Source organism: Aquimarina rhodophyticola (genome assembly GCF_042434915.1).
GTDB lineage: Bacteria > Bacteroidota > Bacteroidia > Flavobacteriales > Flavobacteriaceae > Aquimarina.
The window spans coordinates 2,361,743-2,376,266 of sequence record NZ_CP170198.1; the positions used below are offsets into that span (position 1 = coordinate 2,361,743).

At 34.0% G+C, this 14,524-nt stretch carries 12 protein-coding genes; 8 read left to right on the plus strand and 4 right to left on the minus strand.

The features are described 5' to 3' along the window. Positions 1-262: 262 nt before the first annotated feature. Positions 263-892 carry a 16S rRNA (guanine(527)-N(7))-methyltransferase RsmG gene (rsmG, locus tag ACE939_RS10235; protein ID WP_378185474.1) on the minus strand — a complete coding sequence of 210 codons (630 nt, stop codon included), beginning with the start codon at positions 890-892 and terminating at the stop codon, positions 263-265. 133 nt (positions 893-1,025) lie between these two features. On the opposite strand from rsmG, the gene ACE939_RS10240 reads away from it, so the two are divergent. From ACE939_RS10240 to ACE939_RS10250, 3 genes are all read left to right on the plus strand, one after another. Beyond that, on the plus strand, positions 1,026-2,120 hold the full coding sequence (locus ACE939_RS10240) for a fatty acid desaturase family protein (RefSeq protein ID WP_378185475.1): 1,095 nt from the start codon (positions 1,026-1,028) through the stop codon (positions 2,118-2,120). 26 nt (positions 2,121-2,146) lie between these two features. Continuing rightward, complete coding sequence (locus tag ACE939_RS10245; RefSeq protein WP_378185476.1) at positions 2,147-3,334, plus strand: pyridoxal phosphate-dependent aminotransferase; 1,188 nt, start codon at positions 2,147-2,149, stop codon at positions 3,332-3,334. A 266-nt stretch (positions 3,335-3,600) separates the two neighbouring features. Then, positions 3,601-3,882 (plus strand): hypothetical protein, encoded by a 282-nt coding sequence (locus ACE939_RS10250; RefSeq protein WP_378185477.1) that lies wholly within the window; start codon positions 3,601-3,603, stop codon positions 3,880-3,882. Positions 3,883-3,890: 8 nt separating this feature from the next. Here the strand turns inward: ACE939_RS10250 and ACE939_RS10255 are convergent, their stop codons facing one another. Continuing rightward, complete coding sequence (locus tag ACE939_RS10255) at positions 3,891-5,387, minus strand: TrkH family potassium uptake protein (protein ID WP_378185478.1); 1,497 nt, start codon at positions 5,385-5,387, stop codon at positions 3,891-3,893. A gap of 2 nt (positions 5,388-5,389) precedes the next feature. Further along, positions 5,390-6,739: a Trk system potassium transporter TrkA gene (trkA, locus tag ACE939_RS10260; protein WP_378185479.1), complete on the minus strand. Its 1,350-nt coding sequence runs from the start codon at positions 6,737-6,739 to the stop codon at positions 5,390-5,392. 280 nt (positions 6,740-7,019) lie between these two features. On the opposite strand from trkA, the gene ubiE reads away from it, so the two are divergent. Together ubiE and ACE939_RS10270 are read left to right on the plus strand one after the other, a co-directional pair. Then, positions 7,020-7,748, plus strand: a complete 729-nt coding sequence (gene ubiE / locus ACE939_RS10265; RefSeq protein ID WP_378185480.1) for a bifunctional demethylmenaquinone methyltransferase/2-methoxy-6-polyprenyl-1,4-benzoquinol methylase UbiE — start codon at positions 7,020-7,022, stop codon at positions 7,746-7,748. A gap of 80 nt (positions 7,749-7,828) precedes the next feature. Next, the gene (locus ACE939_RS10270; RefSeq protein ID WP_378185481.1) at positions 7,829-8,539 is read left to right on the plus strand and encodes a porin family protein; all 711 of its coding nucleotides are present in this window, start codon (positions 7,829-7,831) and stop codon (positions 8,537-8,539) included. A gap of 9 nt (positions 8,540-8,548) precedes the next feature. Here ACE939_RS10270 and ACE939_RS10275 read toward each other — a convergent pair whose 3' ends face one another. Next, positions 8,549-9,283, minus strand: coding sequence for a TrmH family RNA methyltransferase (locus tag ACE939_RS10275; RefSeq protein ID WP_378185483.1), 735 nt, complete (start codon positions 9,281-9,283; stop codon positions 8,549-8,551). A gap of 37 nt (positions 9,284-9,320) precedes the next feature. On the opposite strand from ACE939_RS10275, the gene ACE939_RS10280 reads away from it, so the two are divergent. From ACE939_RS10280 to accD, 3 genes are all read left to right on the plus strand, one after another. After that, positions 9,321-11,906: a BamA/TamA family outer membrane protein gene (locus ACE939_RS10280; protein ID WP_378185484.1), complete on the plus strand. Its 2,586-nt coding sequence runs from the start codon at positions 9,321-9,323 to the stop codon at positions 11,904-11,906. Between the two features lie 120 nt (positions 11,907-12,026). Beyond that, entirely contained in the window at positions 12,027-13,094 is a 1,068-nt protein-coding gene (gene fbaA, locus ACE939_RS10285; RefSeq protein WP_378185485.1) for a class II fructose-bisphosphate aldolase, read from the plus strand. 64 nt (positions 13,095-13,158) lie between these two features. Continuing rightward, the gene (accD, locus tag ACE939_RS10290) at positions 13,159-14,013 is read left to right on the plus strand and encodes an acetyl-CoA carboxylase, carboxyltransferase subunit beta (protein WP_378185486.1); all 855 of its coding nucleotides are present in this window, start codon (positions 13,159-13,161) and stop codon (positions 14,011-14,013) included. Positions 14,014-14,524: the final 511 nt, after the last annotated feature.

The following is a 14,524-nucleotide window of genomic DNA, read 5'->3' on the forward strand; positions in this document are numbered from 1 at the left end:
AGCACAAAATTGCCTCTACCATTAAAAGGAACAGAAACTTTAGTAGCATTGCATACTATAGTTTATGATAAGAAAGGAAATACCTTGGCAATTTATACGATGAGTTGAGCTAACCTTACTCTCAATTATAAGAATGTTTACTATTCTTTCTAAAATATGACCGACCAACCCTTGTAAACTCTTGATATGGTTATACAAAGGTAAAAAATAATTCAATGAACTACCTCTTACTATCGTTAGCGCCTTTGATCCAAAAAAGAAACTAGAGTCTATATTTTATTGGCAGGTATACAACTTTTTTAGTTTCAAAGAAATCCTCCTCAAAATAATCAGAAAGTTTATGTTCTACAGCTTTCGGAAACAAAGCTAGTTCTTCGGTAAGATCACCTCCTTTTAAATACAATATTCCGTTTGTAAGGGTGTGCACATTTTTCTTTTTGATATTCTTACGTATCCATTTAACAAAATCTGGCATATTAGTAACAGCCCTACTAACAATAAAGTCAAAACGTTGATCAAATGTACCTGCCCTACGTTGTTCTGCAGTCACATTATGCAACTCAAGGGCAGTTGCAACTTCATTTACCACTTTTATCTTTTTTGCAATTACATCTATAAGATAAAATGTAGTTTCTGGAAAAAGAATAGCTAGCGGTATCCCAGGAAAGCCACCACCTGTACCTACATCAAGCACCGATGCTCCTGGTACAAATTTCAAAATTTTAGCAATTCCTAAAGAATGTAAGACATGCCGTGTATATAAGGTTTCAATATCCTTTCTTGAGATAACGTTAATTTTTGCGTTCCAATCAAAGTACAGAGCCTCTAGCCTTGTAAATTGATCCAGTTGCTTTTCTGAAAGGTCTGGAAAGTATTTTAAAATTTCGTTCATTACCCTATAAATTAAATCGCAAAAATACATCTTAACATTATAAAATTTACTCTTTTAAGAACTTTAAAAAATATAATCCCTAAATTTACACTCACTTAACGTTAAGCAACGTTTTTTCGTAAACTCATATCCCATGACTACACCCAACATACACTTTAGCCGAGGTGATTCTGCTAAGTTTTTCAGAACTTTGAATAAACGAGTTAATACCTACTTTAAAGAAAATAATATCAAACGTACTGGTAATTGGAAACTTTATTTCAAAACCATGGTAATGTTCTCTTTATTTTTAACCCCCTATTTTCTAATTTTGACATTTGACATTTCACAATGGTGGATGCTTTTGTTAACTGTCATAATGGGGATTGGCATGGCTGGAGTAGGCATGAATGTGATGCACGATGGAAATCATGGTTCTTATTCTTCTAAAAAATGGCTGAACAAACTAATGGGAAGCAGCCTCTACATTTTGGCTGGCAATGTATACAATTGGCAAGTACAGCACAATGTCCTGCACCACACCTACACTAATATACACGGACATGACGAAGATCTTGATGCCGGTAGGATTATACGTTTTACAGAGCATTCAACTTGGAGACGTTTTCATAAATTTCAACAATATTACTCCGTTTTTTTATACGGGCTTCTAACTTTTAACTGGGCATTAACAACAGATTTTAAACAAACCAAGCGTTATCTTGCTCGTAAATTATCGTATGGAAAATTACCTACACCTTGGAAACAATGGAGTAATGTAGTAATTACCAAAATAATTTATGTAGTTATATGGATTGTTATTCCTATGTTAATCCTATCCATAGCTTGGTGGAAAATCCTCATTGGCTTTTTCATTATGCATTATGTAGCTGGTCTTATTCTAAGCATTGTATTTCAGTTAGCCCATATCGTAGAAGATACCGAGATGCCATTGCCAGATAATACAGGGAGTATGAAAAATACCTGGGCTATACATCAATTGTTCACAACAGTCAATTTTTCAACTAAAAATCGGATTGTCAATTGGTTTACGGGTGGCTTAAATCATCAAGTTGAACACCATATCTTTCCTCATATTAGTCATATCCATTACACAAAAATTTCAAAAATTGTGAAGCAGACTGCTTTAGAATTTAATTTACCGTATAATGAGTATAAAACTACACGTAAGGCTATTATGGCACATTTTAGACATTTAAAAGAAATGGGCATGAAACCCGCTATATAACCAATAACCTTTATTCACATATCACAATGAGCATACAACTCTCAGACAGAATTAACAACCTGGCTGCATCAGCTACGCTTGCAATGGCCGCTAAAACAAGAGAATTAAAAGCTGACGGCATAGATATTATTGGCTTAAGCCTTGGAGAACCAGATTTTAACACCCCTGATTACATTAAAAATGCTGCTATACAAGCTGTTAATGATAATTATAATTCTTACACTCCTGTCGATGGTTACGTTGAGTTAAAAGATGCCATCATAACAAAATTTAAGCGTGATAACGAGCTCACCTATGATAGATCTCAAATTGTAGTTTCTACGGGTGCAAAGCAAGCCTTGTACAATATTGCTCAAGTATGTATCAACCCTGGGGATGAGGTTATTTTACCATGCCCGTATTGGGTTAGTTATAGTGATATCATCAAACTTGCAGGTGGTATTCCTATTGAAGTAGCCACTACAATCGATACTGATTTTAAGATTACTGCCGAGCAACTAGAAGCTGCTATTACTCCAAAAACTAAAATGATTTGGTATAGTTCTCCATGCAATCCAAGTGGTTCTATATATAGCAAAGAAGAATTGAGAGCTTTGGCAGATGTGCTTCAAAACTATCCAGAAATTATTGTTGTTAGTGACGAAATTTATGAACACATTAATTATGTAGGTGGTCACGCATCTATGGCTCAGTTTGATGACATGTATGAAAGAACAGTAACCGTTAATGGGGTTGCTAAAGCTTTTGCTATGACAGGATGGAGAATCGGTTATATTGGCGCTCCTACTGTTATTGCTCGAGCATGTAATAAAATACAAGGTCAAGTAACTAGTGGAGCCAATTGTATTGCACAAAGAGCGGTAATTACAGCTTTAGAATCACCTGTTAGCAATATTAAATACATGGTTGACGAGTTTAAAAACAGACGAGAACTTGTTTTAAATTTATTAAGAGATATAAAAGGTTTTGAAAGCAATACACCAGAAGGAGCTTTTTATGTTTTTCCGAACATTTCTCATTTCTTTGGAAAAGAATTGAAGGGTATGAAAATTAAAACAGCTACTGATTTCTCTATGTTTCTATTAGAGCATGCTAATGTAGCTACAGTTACTGGTGAAGCGTTTGGAAACCCAGAATGTATCCGACTCTCATATGCAGCGAGCCAAGAACAGATAAAAGAAGCTTTTAAAAGAATTAAAAAAGCTGTGAGTTAATACTACTGATAATCTATTATATTAAAACAAAAGTCAACATGTACCCTACATATTGACTTTTGTTTTTTTTAAATCCTATCTAAAGTTTAAAGTTTTTTTATGATTTACAAAATTAGAAAACTTATATAGTTAAGGTATATTTGTAAAGTACTTTCCGACTCACCCCTTAATGAGCTGATATCAACTTCAGTTTGTTTTTTAGATTTAAGTATAAAACGTCAGCTTATCCAATAAAAAGTGTTATTAATTAACCAAAACACAACTCTATGGATATCAAGGAAAAAGAGCGTATTGTACAAACTAATGTACTTCACATTTTTAAGCAAAACTTTAAGGTTAGAAAGACAGACAAGGAGATTTTGGATATCAGTCCAGAAAAAGAATTTGACAAAAACTTCATTAGATATTATCAGGCTATTCTAGACATCTTTTTTATAGATCAAGAACATCTTGGTACCATTACTGGCAAAGTTAAAGATACGGTAAAAAAAGTAGCTCGTCTTTGGCAAACCAATCCACATTCTCACAGCCCTTTTGAAATCCAATAGAGCTCAAATTAGCGATTTCGCCAGAAAAAAGGTGTTAATAATATAAGAACCGTAAATAACTCCAATCTACCGATAAGCATTAAAAAAGAGCACCACCATTTTCCTAAAACAGGTAAGACATCAAAATTATTGACTGGACTAAGTTTCCCGAAGGCTGGTCCTACATTACCCAATGAAGAAGCAGCTCCACCAATTGCAGTTTCAAAATCTAGACCCAATGCACCTAATACCAAAGAACCAATAATAAAAGCCAGCATATATAAAATAAAAAACGCCAAAATATTAAACACAATTTCTTTTGAAACTGATTTTTTATTGTACCGTACCGGTATGATTGCATTAGGGTGGAGAGTACGCTTAAATTCCATCATACCATTGCGTATAGTAATTAAATGTCGAACGACCTTCATTCCTCCTGCTGTAGAACCTGCAGAGCCCCCTAAAAACATTAATCCAAAAAAGAAAATCTTTAAAAAAGGCGACCATAACGTAAAATCAGCACTAACGAATCCTGTTGTTGTAACTACCGCTAAGACTTGAAATAAGGCATGACGAAAAGAACTTTCTGCCTCTCCCCAAACCATAGGATGATCTATTAACGATAAAGAAACATCTGCTTTATAATAAATAATAACAGCAGAAATAATCGAAAAAATGATAATAAAAAACGAATACAATTTAAACTCTTCGTCTTTAATTATTTTTTGAACTTTACCTTTGAAACCAAAATAACTAAGAACAAAATTAGCTCCAGCCAAAAACATGAATAGAATAATGATATATTGAATTATAGGCTGATCATTCCAGTATGCAACGCTGGTGTTTTTTGTAGAAAAACCTCCAGTAGAAAGTGTACTTAGCGAATGGTTTATAGCATCAAAAAAGCTCATTCCCGCCAACTTCAGCAATACAGTTTCGGCAGCAGTATATCCTACATAAATATACCATAAACGTTTTGCAGTATCCGTAATTCTAGGATGTAACTTATCTGCATTAGGCCCGGGAGCTTCTGCTGCAAATAATTGCATACCGCCAATACCCAATAATGGTAGTATCGCAATTGCCAAAACGATAATCCCCATACCACCTATCCAATGGGTTAAACTCCTCCAAAACAAAATACCTTTAGGTATAATTTCTATGTCATTTAAAATAGAAGCCCCAGTAGTAGTATACCCAGACATTGTTTCAAAGAAAGCATTGGTAAACGAAGGAATGGCTCCAGAAAATATATAAGGCAATGTGCCGCTTAACGACATCAATATCCAACCAAAAGTAACAACGATATATCCCTCTCGCTTATTAATTTTTTTTTGATGATCTTTTGTCAAAAACATCAACATTATTCCTACAAACATGGTTGCAAGTGATGCCAGCATGATTTCGGTAGTTACACCATCATCGCAAATAAGACTTACAACCGTAGCAATAAGCATGAATCCACCATTACAGAGCAATAGAAGCCCCATAATATGTGAAATAATTTGATAGTTAAGTTTGGACATACTTACAGAAAAAGTTTTTCGATCTTTTTGATAGATTTAGGTAGACAACACACAACGACCCTATCGCCTGCTTTTATATAAAACTCACCTAGCGGAATTATTCCCTTACCATCTCTGATCACTCCAGCAATTACTGCTGACCTAGGAAAATCCAAATCCTTAATTAAGTTATCACTCACCTCTGATGTAGGTTTGACTATAAACTCCAACAATTCGGCATTCATATTGTTGAGCTTAGTCATAGCAACAACATCTCCCTTTCTAATAAATCTAAAGATATTATTAGCTGCCAGTAATTTCTTATTAATCAACGTATCAATACCAATAGAGTGCGATAGTTGAAAATAGTCCATATTCTCAACCAAAGCTATTGTCTTGCGAACACCTTTTGATTTTGCAACCAAACATGACATGATATTAGTCTCAGAATTACCAGTAACCGCTATAAAAGCATCCATCTCGCCGATACCCTCTTCTTCAAGAAGCTCTACATTTCTACCGTCACCATTAATTACCAAAGCATTGGGACAATCATCTGCCAAATCAAATGCTTTTTCTTTGTCATTTTCAATCAATTTGACTCTAAACTTATGATCACAAAGATCTTGTGTAGTTTTAAGTCCAATTTTACTACCCCCCAGGATCATTACATTGCGTATTTGCTCCTTAAATTTTCCTGTAAGTTTATACAACTCATCAACACCTCCTAGAGAAGTTACAAAATATACCTGATCCCCTTCTTTAAAAACTGTATCACCTCGAGGAATCAATGTATATTGCGTTCCATATCGCTGTATAGCAATTGGCATAAAATGCAATTCTTGAAAAATTTCTGCTGCTTGACTTACAGTTTTACCAACAAATAAAGCTTTATCTGATAAACTTGTACCCACCATAGTAAGCGCTCCATTTTCGAACTCATAACTATCATTAAAAGCAGATTGATTTAACAATAATTCAATTTCACTAGCTGCAAGTGCTTCTGGCGAAATTAATTCGTCGATTCCAAATCGAAAAAAACCAACTTCCTCTTTATTTTCAATAAACTCTGTATTTGAAATACGAGCAATGGTACGTTTTGCGCCTAATTGTTTTGCAAGAACACAAATAGTGATATTTGTAGTCTCACTTTCGGTAACCCCAATTACCATATCTACATCATTTACTTTGGCTTCCTTTAAAATAGCGATTGAAGTAGCATCTCCTTTAATGACACGAATATCCAAATGTGCATCTGCATAACTCAGACTATCTTTATTAGTGTCGATTAGGGTAATATCTTGAGATTCGAAAGAGAGTAACTTAGCCAAATGAAATCCAACCTCACCTGCACCGGCAATTATAATTTTCATTTGTTTTGTTTCAGGTTTATCATAGATAAATTTAATTCAATTTAAGTCACTAAATGGCAGTTATCAAAGTAAAAAACCATCATTTCTTAAATATAAAAGAGTACAAAGATAATAGAAATATAATTAGTTATAAAATATTAGTTGAGGGTTATACAATCCCTTTAAGAGCTCATCACCTCAAAAAATTCTATATCAAAACATGATAAGACAATAGATGAAATCTAGAACAAATACAGAATGTATACCTCTCAAAACTGTATATTTGCAAAAATTTAATTAGATGCCCGAAAAGATAACCCCTTACAATGATACTTCACGAAGTAAGAAGGAACAAGTGACCGAAATGTTTGACACCATATCGGGTAATTATGATGGCCTTAATCGTGTTATATCATTAGGAATTGATATAAAGTGGAGAAAGCGACTAGTTGCAATAGTTTCAAAATCCAATCCAAAACGTATTTTGGATGTAGCGACGGGAACTGGAGACTTAGCAATTAACCTGGTAGAAACTGGCGCTACTGAAATCATAGGGCTTGATATCTCTTCTGGAATGTTGGAAGTTGGAAAGAAAAAAATTGCTACAAAAAAGCTTGATAAGACCATAACTATGATCCAAGCAGATAGCGAAAACTTACCTTATGAAGACGACTATTTTGATGCGATTACAGTTGCTTTTGGAGTTCGTAATTTTGAAAATTTAGAAAAAGGGCTTTCTGAAATATTACGTGTACTTAAACCAGGAGGAACTTTTGCTGTATTAGAAACCTCTGTTCCTACAAAATCACCTTATAAACAGGGATACAACTTTTATACCACTAAAATCTTACCTGTAATCGGAAAAATATTCTCTAAAGACAAATCTGCCTATGCCTACCTAAGCGAAAGTGCAGCTGTTTTTCCTTATGGTGTAACCTTCAACAATATTTTAAAGAAAATTGGGTTTACTAATGTAGAGGATCTTCCTCAAACTTTTGGAGTTTCAACAATTTATAAAGCATCAAAGTAAATTCTGATTTTTTTTCAATCAGAATTATTTATACTTTAACCCAATCTTTGTACAATTGTGCATAAGTAACATTTTATTAGATGAAAAGAATTTGCTTCGCAATTATAATTTTAATTTTCACTCAGGACATGAGTGCTCAACTTTTTAGTAAAGAGCGTGTGCAAAATTTGCAAAATTTTGACAAACCCAGATTTAGCTGGGGTTATATTTTAGGCTTTAATAGTTATGACTATAATTTTGATTATAACATAGATGCCGAAGAAACCGATATTGTTGTAGACAAAGGTGGATTAGGTTTTAATGTTGGTCTTTTGGGAAATATGAGAATCAATGATTATCTGGATTTGAGATTAGAGCCTATGGTTACTTTTACACAGCGTAATCTCACGTATTCTGGCCGCCAATTTCGTACTGAAGCCGAAGCGTTTCGCGAAGTTAATTCGACGTATGTCCATATCCCATTACTTTTGAAGATATCTACAAAACGCCTTAATAATTTTAAACCTTTTATTGTCGGTGGTATTTCAACTTCTTTGAATCTTTCTAGTAATGAAAATAATCCTGATGATAATAATGTAGGTCAGTTTAGAACCAAAACCAGCACCAATTACTATGAGATTGGATTTGGGATTGATTTGTATCTTTATTATTTCAAATTCACCCCTTCTATCAGAGGTGTATTCGCAATGAGTGATGAATTAGTGAGAGATAATGATCCAAACAGCCCCTATACCTCAACTATTGATAAAATGTCTAGTCGAGGAGTTTTTATTAATTTCACATTCCAATAGCTTATTACTTCAGCTTCTCAAAAATTCACTTAATACAATAGCTGTAGCTGTTGCAACATTAAGACTTTCGGTTTTTTGACCTTGACCAAATTGCGGAATTGCAAGTCGATGCGTAACAACCTTCTCAATGGTTGGAGAAATTCCATTAGCTTCATTCCCCATAATTATTATTCCGCTTGACGGAAGTGATGTACTATAAATTGAAGACCCCTCCATAAACGTCCCATAAACTGGTAAATTCTCAATATTTTTTGAGCTCAAAAAATGTAAAAGATCTACATACACTATGTTTACTCTTGTAATAGAACCCATAGTAGCTTGTATTACTTTGGGATTATAACAATCCACGGTCTGATCCGAACAAATTAAATTTGGCACCCCAAACCAATCACACAATCTTATAATTGTACCTAGATTTCCTGGATCACGCACATCATCTAACATAACAATTAAACCCTTGCTTACAACTTCTAAAGCTCTGGGAATATAAAATACTGCTAATGCATTTTGTGCAGTCGTGAGAAAAGTGATTTGTTTTAACTCATCAACAGTAACTACTTGCAAATATTCTTGACTTACCTTAAAAAGAGATACATCTAGAGTAAAAAGAGAATGTAATTCTAGGCCAGCATCAAGTAACTCATTTATGACTTTTTTACCTTCGGCAACAAACAAATTATGTTGCTTTCTGAACTTTTTTTGTTTTAAACTTTTTATTAGCTTCTTTTGGTTTTTGCTAACCATACAAATAATGTATTTTTGATCCTATAATACGGCTGAATTGAAACACCTTCTGACAAAAATATCATTTATTGCGCTAATCACGGTACTAATCTCATCATGTAATACAGTAAAAAGGGTTCCCGATGGAAAAAACTTACTTACAAAGAACGAAATTTTTGTAGATAGTATCAAAACCAATGACGTAAAACTATACAATCAATTGTATCAAAAACCTAATATAAAATTAGTAGGTATCCCTATTCGTTTGCATATTTATAACCTCGCAAAACCAAAACCAGATTCTGCATATCAAAGATGGCTAACCAAAACACCAAAGCGAGAGAAACGTTTAATCAATTTCTTATCCAAAAAGCAAGTTGACCGCCTTGGCTCAGCATATACATCTTTTAATGAATGGATAAAAACAACTGGTGAGACTCCTGTTATTATTGAGGATGCTAGGGCAAAACGTTCTGCACAACGCCTCAAATCCTATTATTGGAACAATGGATGGTTTAATATAGAGACAGATTACGATATCATAGAAGTGGATAACAAACGAGGTCAAATTAAATTTTTCACCTATCCTCATAAGCCCTATTTTATTGACTCTTTACACTTAAAAATAGAATCAAAAGTAGCCGATTCGATCTATCAATTAACTAGAGATGAATCTACTATAATATCTGGCAAACAATACAAAACCCTAGATATTGAAGCCGAGAGAGACCGTATCACCAATGTCTATCGAAATTCTGGGCTTTACCACTTTGAAAAAGAATTCATAAAATTTGATGCTGATACCGTAAATACCGACCATAAGGTACATTTAAACTTACTTATCAATAATAGACAAGTAACCAAAGGTGATTCTACTTCTAAGGTTGCTTTTAAAGTACATACTATTAGTAAAGTCAACGTATTTACTGATTACAAGTACGAGTATAGAAATGAGGCTCCCAAAGATAGTTTTTATTATAAAGGGTATAATATTTATAGTTTTGACAAATTAAAATTTAATCGTAGAGCCATTACTAACGCGATATTGATTACGCCTGGCGAAATTTATAGAGACAAAGACAGAACCCTTACCTACAACCAAATAAGCAATCTTAGAACATTCAAGTATCCAAACATTCAATATGAATTAGATCCCACAGATACAACCTCTAGTAGTTTAATTGCTAATGTACTTCTTACGCCTAGAAAGAAATACAGTGCTAACTTTGAATTTGATATAACCACCTCAGAAATTCAAGCTTTCGGAATTGGTTTTGGAGGATCTTTGTTGATACGAAATGTTTTTAGAGGCGCAGAAACTCTCGAGATTTCGGGAAGAGGCAGTATCGGCTCCTCAAAAGATGCAGCTATCACGAGTGGTAGTGACAGTTTTTTTAATATTTCTGAAATTGGAGCAGATGTAAAGCTTAGCTTTCCCAGAATTTTATTTCTATTTAATACTTCAGGGATCATTCCTAAGTACATGTCTCCAACATCTAATTTGGTATTTGGTATCAATGTCCAACAGAATATTGGATTGGATAAGCAAAATGCTTCGGGAACCTTCAATTATATATGGGAACCTTCAAAAAAATTAACACATCAGATTGATTTGGTAAACATCCAATATGTTAGAAATCTAAATACCAAAAATTATTTCAATATATACGAGACCTCTTTTAACCGACTCAATACCATTGCAAGAGATGTTTTGGATTCAAATTCGACATTATTCAATCAAGATACCTCCAACCCAACAACTATTGACAATGCTTTATTAACCATCCCTACAGGAACTAATAATTTTATCTCTCAATCCTTGGGTGATAATCCAGATCCTGATCTTGACACGGAACAATTACAAGATATTAGAAACATTCAGGAACGTAAAAATAGACTAACAGAAGACAACCTGATATTCGCATCAAATTATACATTTTTAAGAAATACTAGAGAAAATTTATATGACGAAAATTTTTCTAGATTCAGAGCCAAAATCGAATTAGCTGGCAATGTACTAAGTACAATCGCAGGGTTAGCAGGGTTGTCGCAAAACTCTAACGATCGCTATACCATTTTTGGAGTTGAATTTTCGCAATATATAAAAACTGAAGTTGGCTATATAAAACATTGGAATTTAGGTAGACGTAACGTGCTCGCTTTTAGAGTCTTTGGTGGCATAGCAATCCCATACGGTAACGCCAATAGTATTCCTTTTGCCCGTAGTTTTTTTGGAGGTGGACCTAATGACAATAGAGCATGGCTAGCTTATGATCTTGGTCCTGGTAGCACTGGAGGTCGTAACGAATTTAACGAAGCAAACATGAAAATTGCGACCAATATCGAATACCGATATAACATTTTAGGAGCATTACACGGAGCTTTTTTTATAGACGCTGGGAATATCTGGAACGTACTAGACAATGTTGAAGAAGAAGAGGCTGTTTTCTCTGGAGCAAAAGATCTTCAAGAAATAGCAGTAGGATCTGGTCTAGGATTACGCTATGACTTTGATTTTTTTGTACTTCGACTTGACTTAGGATTTAAAACTTTTAATCCTGCAAATGATGAAGATCAACGTTGGTTTAAAGGCTACAATTTTACAGAAGCCGTTTACAACGTAGGAATTAATTATCCATTTTAAACAATTATATCAAAACATTTAATTATTCGATTAGTAAAAAAGCGTTTTTTCCCTACGCTATTACCAAACCTTTCCGTTTTAATTTATTAATTTTGTAGGCTTATAAACCAAAACTAAATTATGAAGCACAACATCAAACCGGGGGTGGCTACAGGAGATGAGGTCCAAGCGATATTTGCCTTTGCAAAAAAAAATAACTTTGCCTTACCAGCTGTAAATGTTATAGGATCAAACTCAATTAACGCAGTTCTTGAAACAGCAGCCGAACTAAACTCTCCAGTAATTATTCAATTTTCAAATGGAGGCGCTCAATTTAACGCCGGCAAAGGACTCTCCAATGACCATGAGAAAGCCGCAATAGCTGGTGGGATTGCAGGAGCTAAACACATACATTTAATGGCAGAGGCTTATGGAGTACCTGTTATTTTACATACAGATCATTGTGCCAAAAAACTTTTGCCTTGGATCGATGGACTATTAGACGCGGGAGAACAATTTTATAAAGAAACCGGCAAACCTCTCTATAGCTCACATATGATTGATTTATCTGAAGAACCTATTGAAGAAAATATTGAAATTTGCAAGCAATATTTAACTCGAATGAGTAAAATGGGAATGACTTTGGAAATTGAACTTGGTATTACTGGAGGAGAAGAAGATGGTGTGGATAATAGTGACGTAGATGATTCTAAACTGTATACCCAGCCCGAAGAAGTTGCATTTGCTTATGAAGAATTAAGTAAAATTAGTGACAAATTTACAATTGCCGCGGCTTTTGGTAATGTTCACGGTGTGTACAAACCAGGAAATGTTAAATTAACTCCAAAAATTCTAAAAAACTCTCAAGAATTTGTTTCAAAAAAATTCAATGTAGCACCTAATCATATTGATTTCGTATTTCATGGAGGAAGCGGTTCAACATTAGAAGAAATAAGAGAGGCCATAGGGTATGGCGTAATCAAAATGAATATTGATACAGATTTACAATTTGCATTTAATGAAGGTATTCGCGATTATATGACAAACAATATTGAGTACCTTAAAACACAAATAGGAAATCCTAAAGGTTCTGACGAACCTAATAAGAAATATTACGATCCAAGAAAATGGCTGCGAGAAGGTGAAATTACATTTAAAAATCGTCTCAAAAAAGCATTTGAAGATCTTAATAATGTAAACACATTATAACAATTAAATACCGAGCTGAAAACTTAATTTTATTTTAGTTTTCAGCTTTTTTAATACATTACATATGGCTTGGTTTAAAAGAACCCAAAAAGGTATACAAACAGCTACAGAGGACAAAAAAGATGTTCCCAAAGGCTTGTGGTACAAATCCCCTACTGGGAAAATTGTAGATGCAGAACAATTAGAAAAAAACTTTTACGTAAGTCCAGAAGATGGATATCATGTACGTATTGGAAGTGCTGAATATTTTAAAATTTTGTTTGACAACGATTTTAAGGAACTTGACACACATCTGACCTCCAAAGATCCTCTTAAATTTGAAGATAAGAAAAAGTATGTTGATCGACTTAAAGAAGCACATGAGAAAACAAATCTTAATGATGCTGTACGTACCGCTGTTGGTAAATCAGGAGGACATGATCTTGTAATTGCCTGTATGGATTTTGCATTTATAGGCGGTTCAATGGGAAGTGTTGTTGGCGAAAAAATTGCAAGAGCTGCAAATTATTCTTTAGAACACAAGATCCCTTTGATGATCATATCCAAATCTGGAGGTGCACGAATGATGGAAGCCGCTTTATCACTAATGCAACTTGCTAAAACATCTGCCAAGTTAGCCCAATTAGCCGATGCAGGGATTCCTTATGTATCCTTATGTACCGATCCAACTACTGGAGGTACTACCGCTTCCTTCGCTATGTTAGGTGATATTAATATTGCAGAACCAGGTGCCTTAATCGGTTTTGCAGGTCCTAGAGTTGTTAGAGATACAACGGGTAAGGAATTGCCTGAAGGTTTTCAAACATCTGAATTTTTATTGGAGCACGGTTTTTTAGATTTCATCACACCGAGACACGAACTCAAGAATAGAGTTAACCTCTATCTTAATTTGATATTAAATCGCTCAATTGCGAATTAACTAATTAAGTCAAAACTCCCAATAGTGCCTTTACTATTGGGAGTTTTTATAAATGATTATAATTTTTCTAGCTCCCTACACCTAGGGTGAACTAATTCACTCTAACCGCTTGGGAAATTGCAACAACTCAACATCCTTCCAAAACGAATCTTCACTTAAATGTATACTTTTTTAAAAAACCCATATACATTTTGAAGAATTGAGCGCACGGTCTCTTATTGACTACCTTTTGAAACTTTAAAACCCTACTATATAATTCTCGTATTATTTTTAGTCTTTTCAGTATTAATACCACCAAACGCACCATTGAGATACTCAAGCTCCAAGATTATTATTTTAACTAAAAAAATAGCAATTAAAATACTAGTACATTTGATGATACCTAAGAAATAACTTCTTCAGATTACGGTTGATTGTTAAAGTTAGTAAGTCCAACCTCATCTTTAAAAGTATTTATAGTGCTGCAAAATATACAGATGCGTATGAAAATTTATAGCAAACAGCTTTAAAT

Excerpts from the sequence above, each read along its gene's own strand:
- ACE939_RS10270 (WP_378185481.1), top strand. The coding sequence starts at position 7,829 with ATGAAAAGAATTTGCTTCGCAATTATAATTTTAATTTTCACTCAGGAC.
- accD (WP_378185486.1), top strand. The coding sequence starts at position 13,159 with ATGGCTTGGTTTAAAAGAACCCAAAAAGGTATACAAACAGCTACAGAG.
- rsmG (WP_378185474.1), bottom strand. The coding sequence starts at position 892 with ATGAACGAAATTTTAAAATACTTTCCAGACCTTTCAGAAAAGCAACTG.
- fbaA (WP_378185485.1), top strand. The coding sequence starts at position 12,027 with ATGAAGCACAACATCAAACCGGGGGTGGCTACAGGAGATGAGGTCCAA.
- ubiE (WP_378185480.1), top strand. The coding sequence starts at position 7,020 with ATGCCCGAAAAGATAACCCCTTACAATGATACTTCACGAAGTAAGAAG.
- ACE939_RS10255 (WP_378185478.1), bottom strand. The coding sequence starts at position 5,387 with ATGTCCAAACTTAACTATCAAATTATTTCACATATTATGGGGCTTCTA.
- ACE939_RS10240 (WP_378185475.1), top strand. The coding sequence starts at position 1,026 with ATGACTACACCCAACATACACTTTAGCCGAGGTGATTCTGCTAAGTTT.
- ACE939_RS10250 (WP_378185477.1), top strand. The coding sequence starts at position 3,601 with ATGGATATCAAGGAAAAAGAGCGTATTGTACAAACTAATGTACTTCAC.
- ACE939_RS10275 (WP_378185483.1), bottom strand. The coding sequence starts at position 9,283 with ATGGTTAGCAAAAACCAAAAGAAGCTAATAAAAAGTTTAAAACAAAAA.
- ACE939_RS10245 (WP_378185476.1), top strand. The coding sequence starts at position 2,147 with ATGAGCATACAACTCTCAGACAGAATTAACAACCTGGCTGCATCAGCT.
- trkA (WP_378185479.1), bottom strand. The coding sequence starts at position 6,739 with ATGAAAATTATAATTGCCGGTGCAGGTGAGGTTGGATTTCATTTGGCT.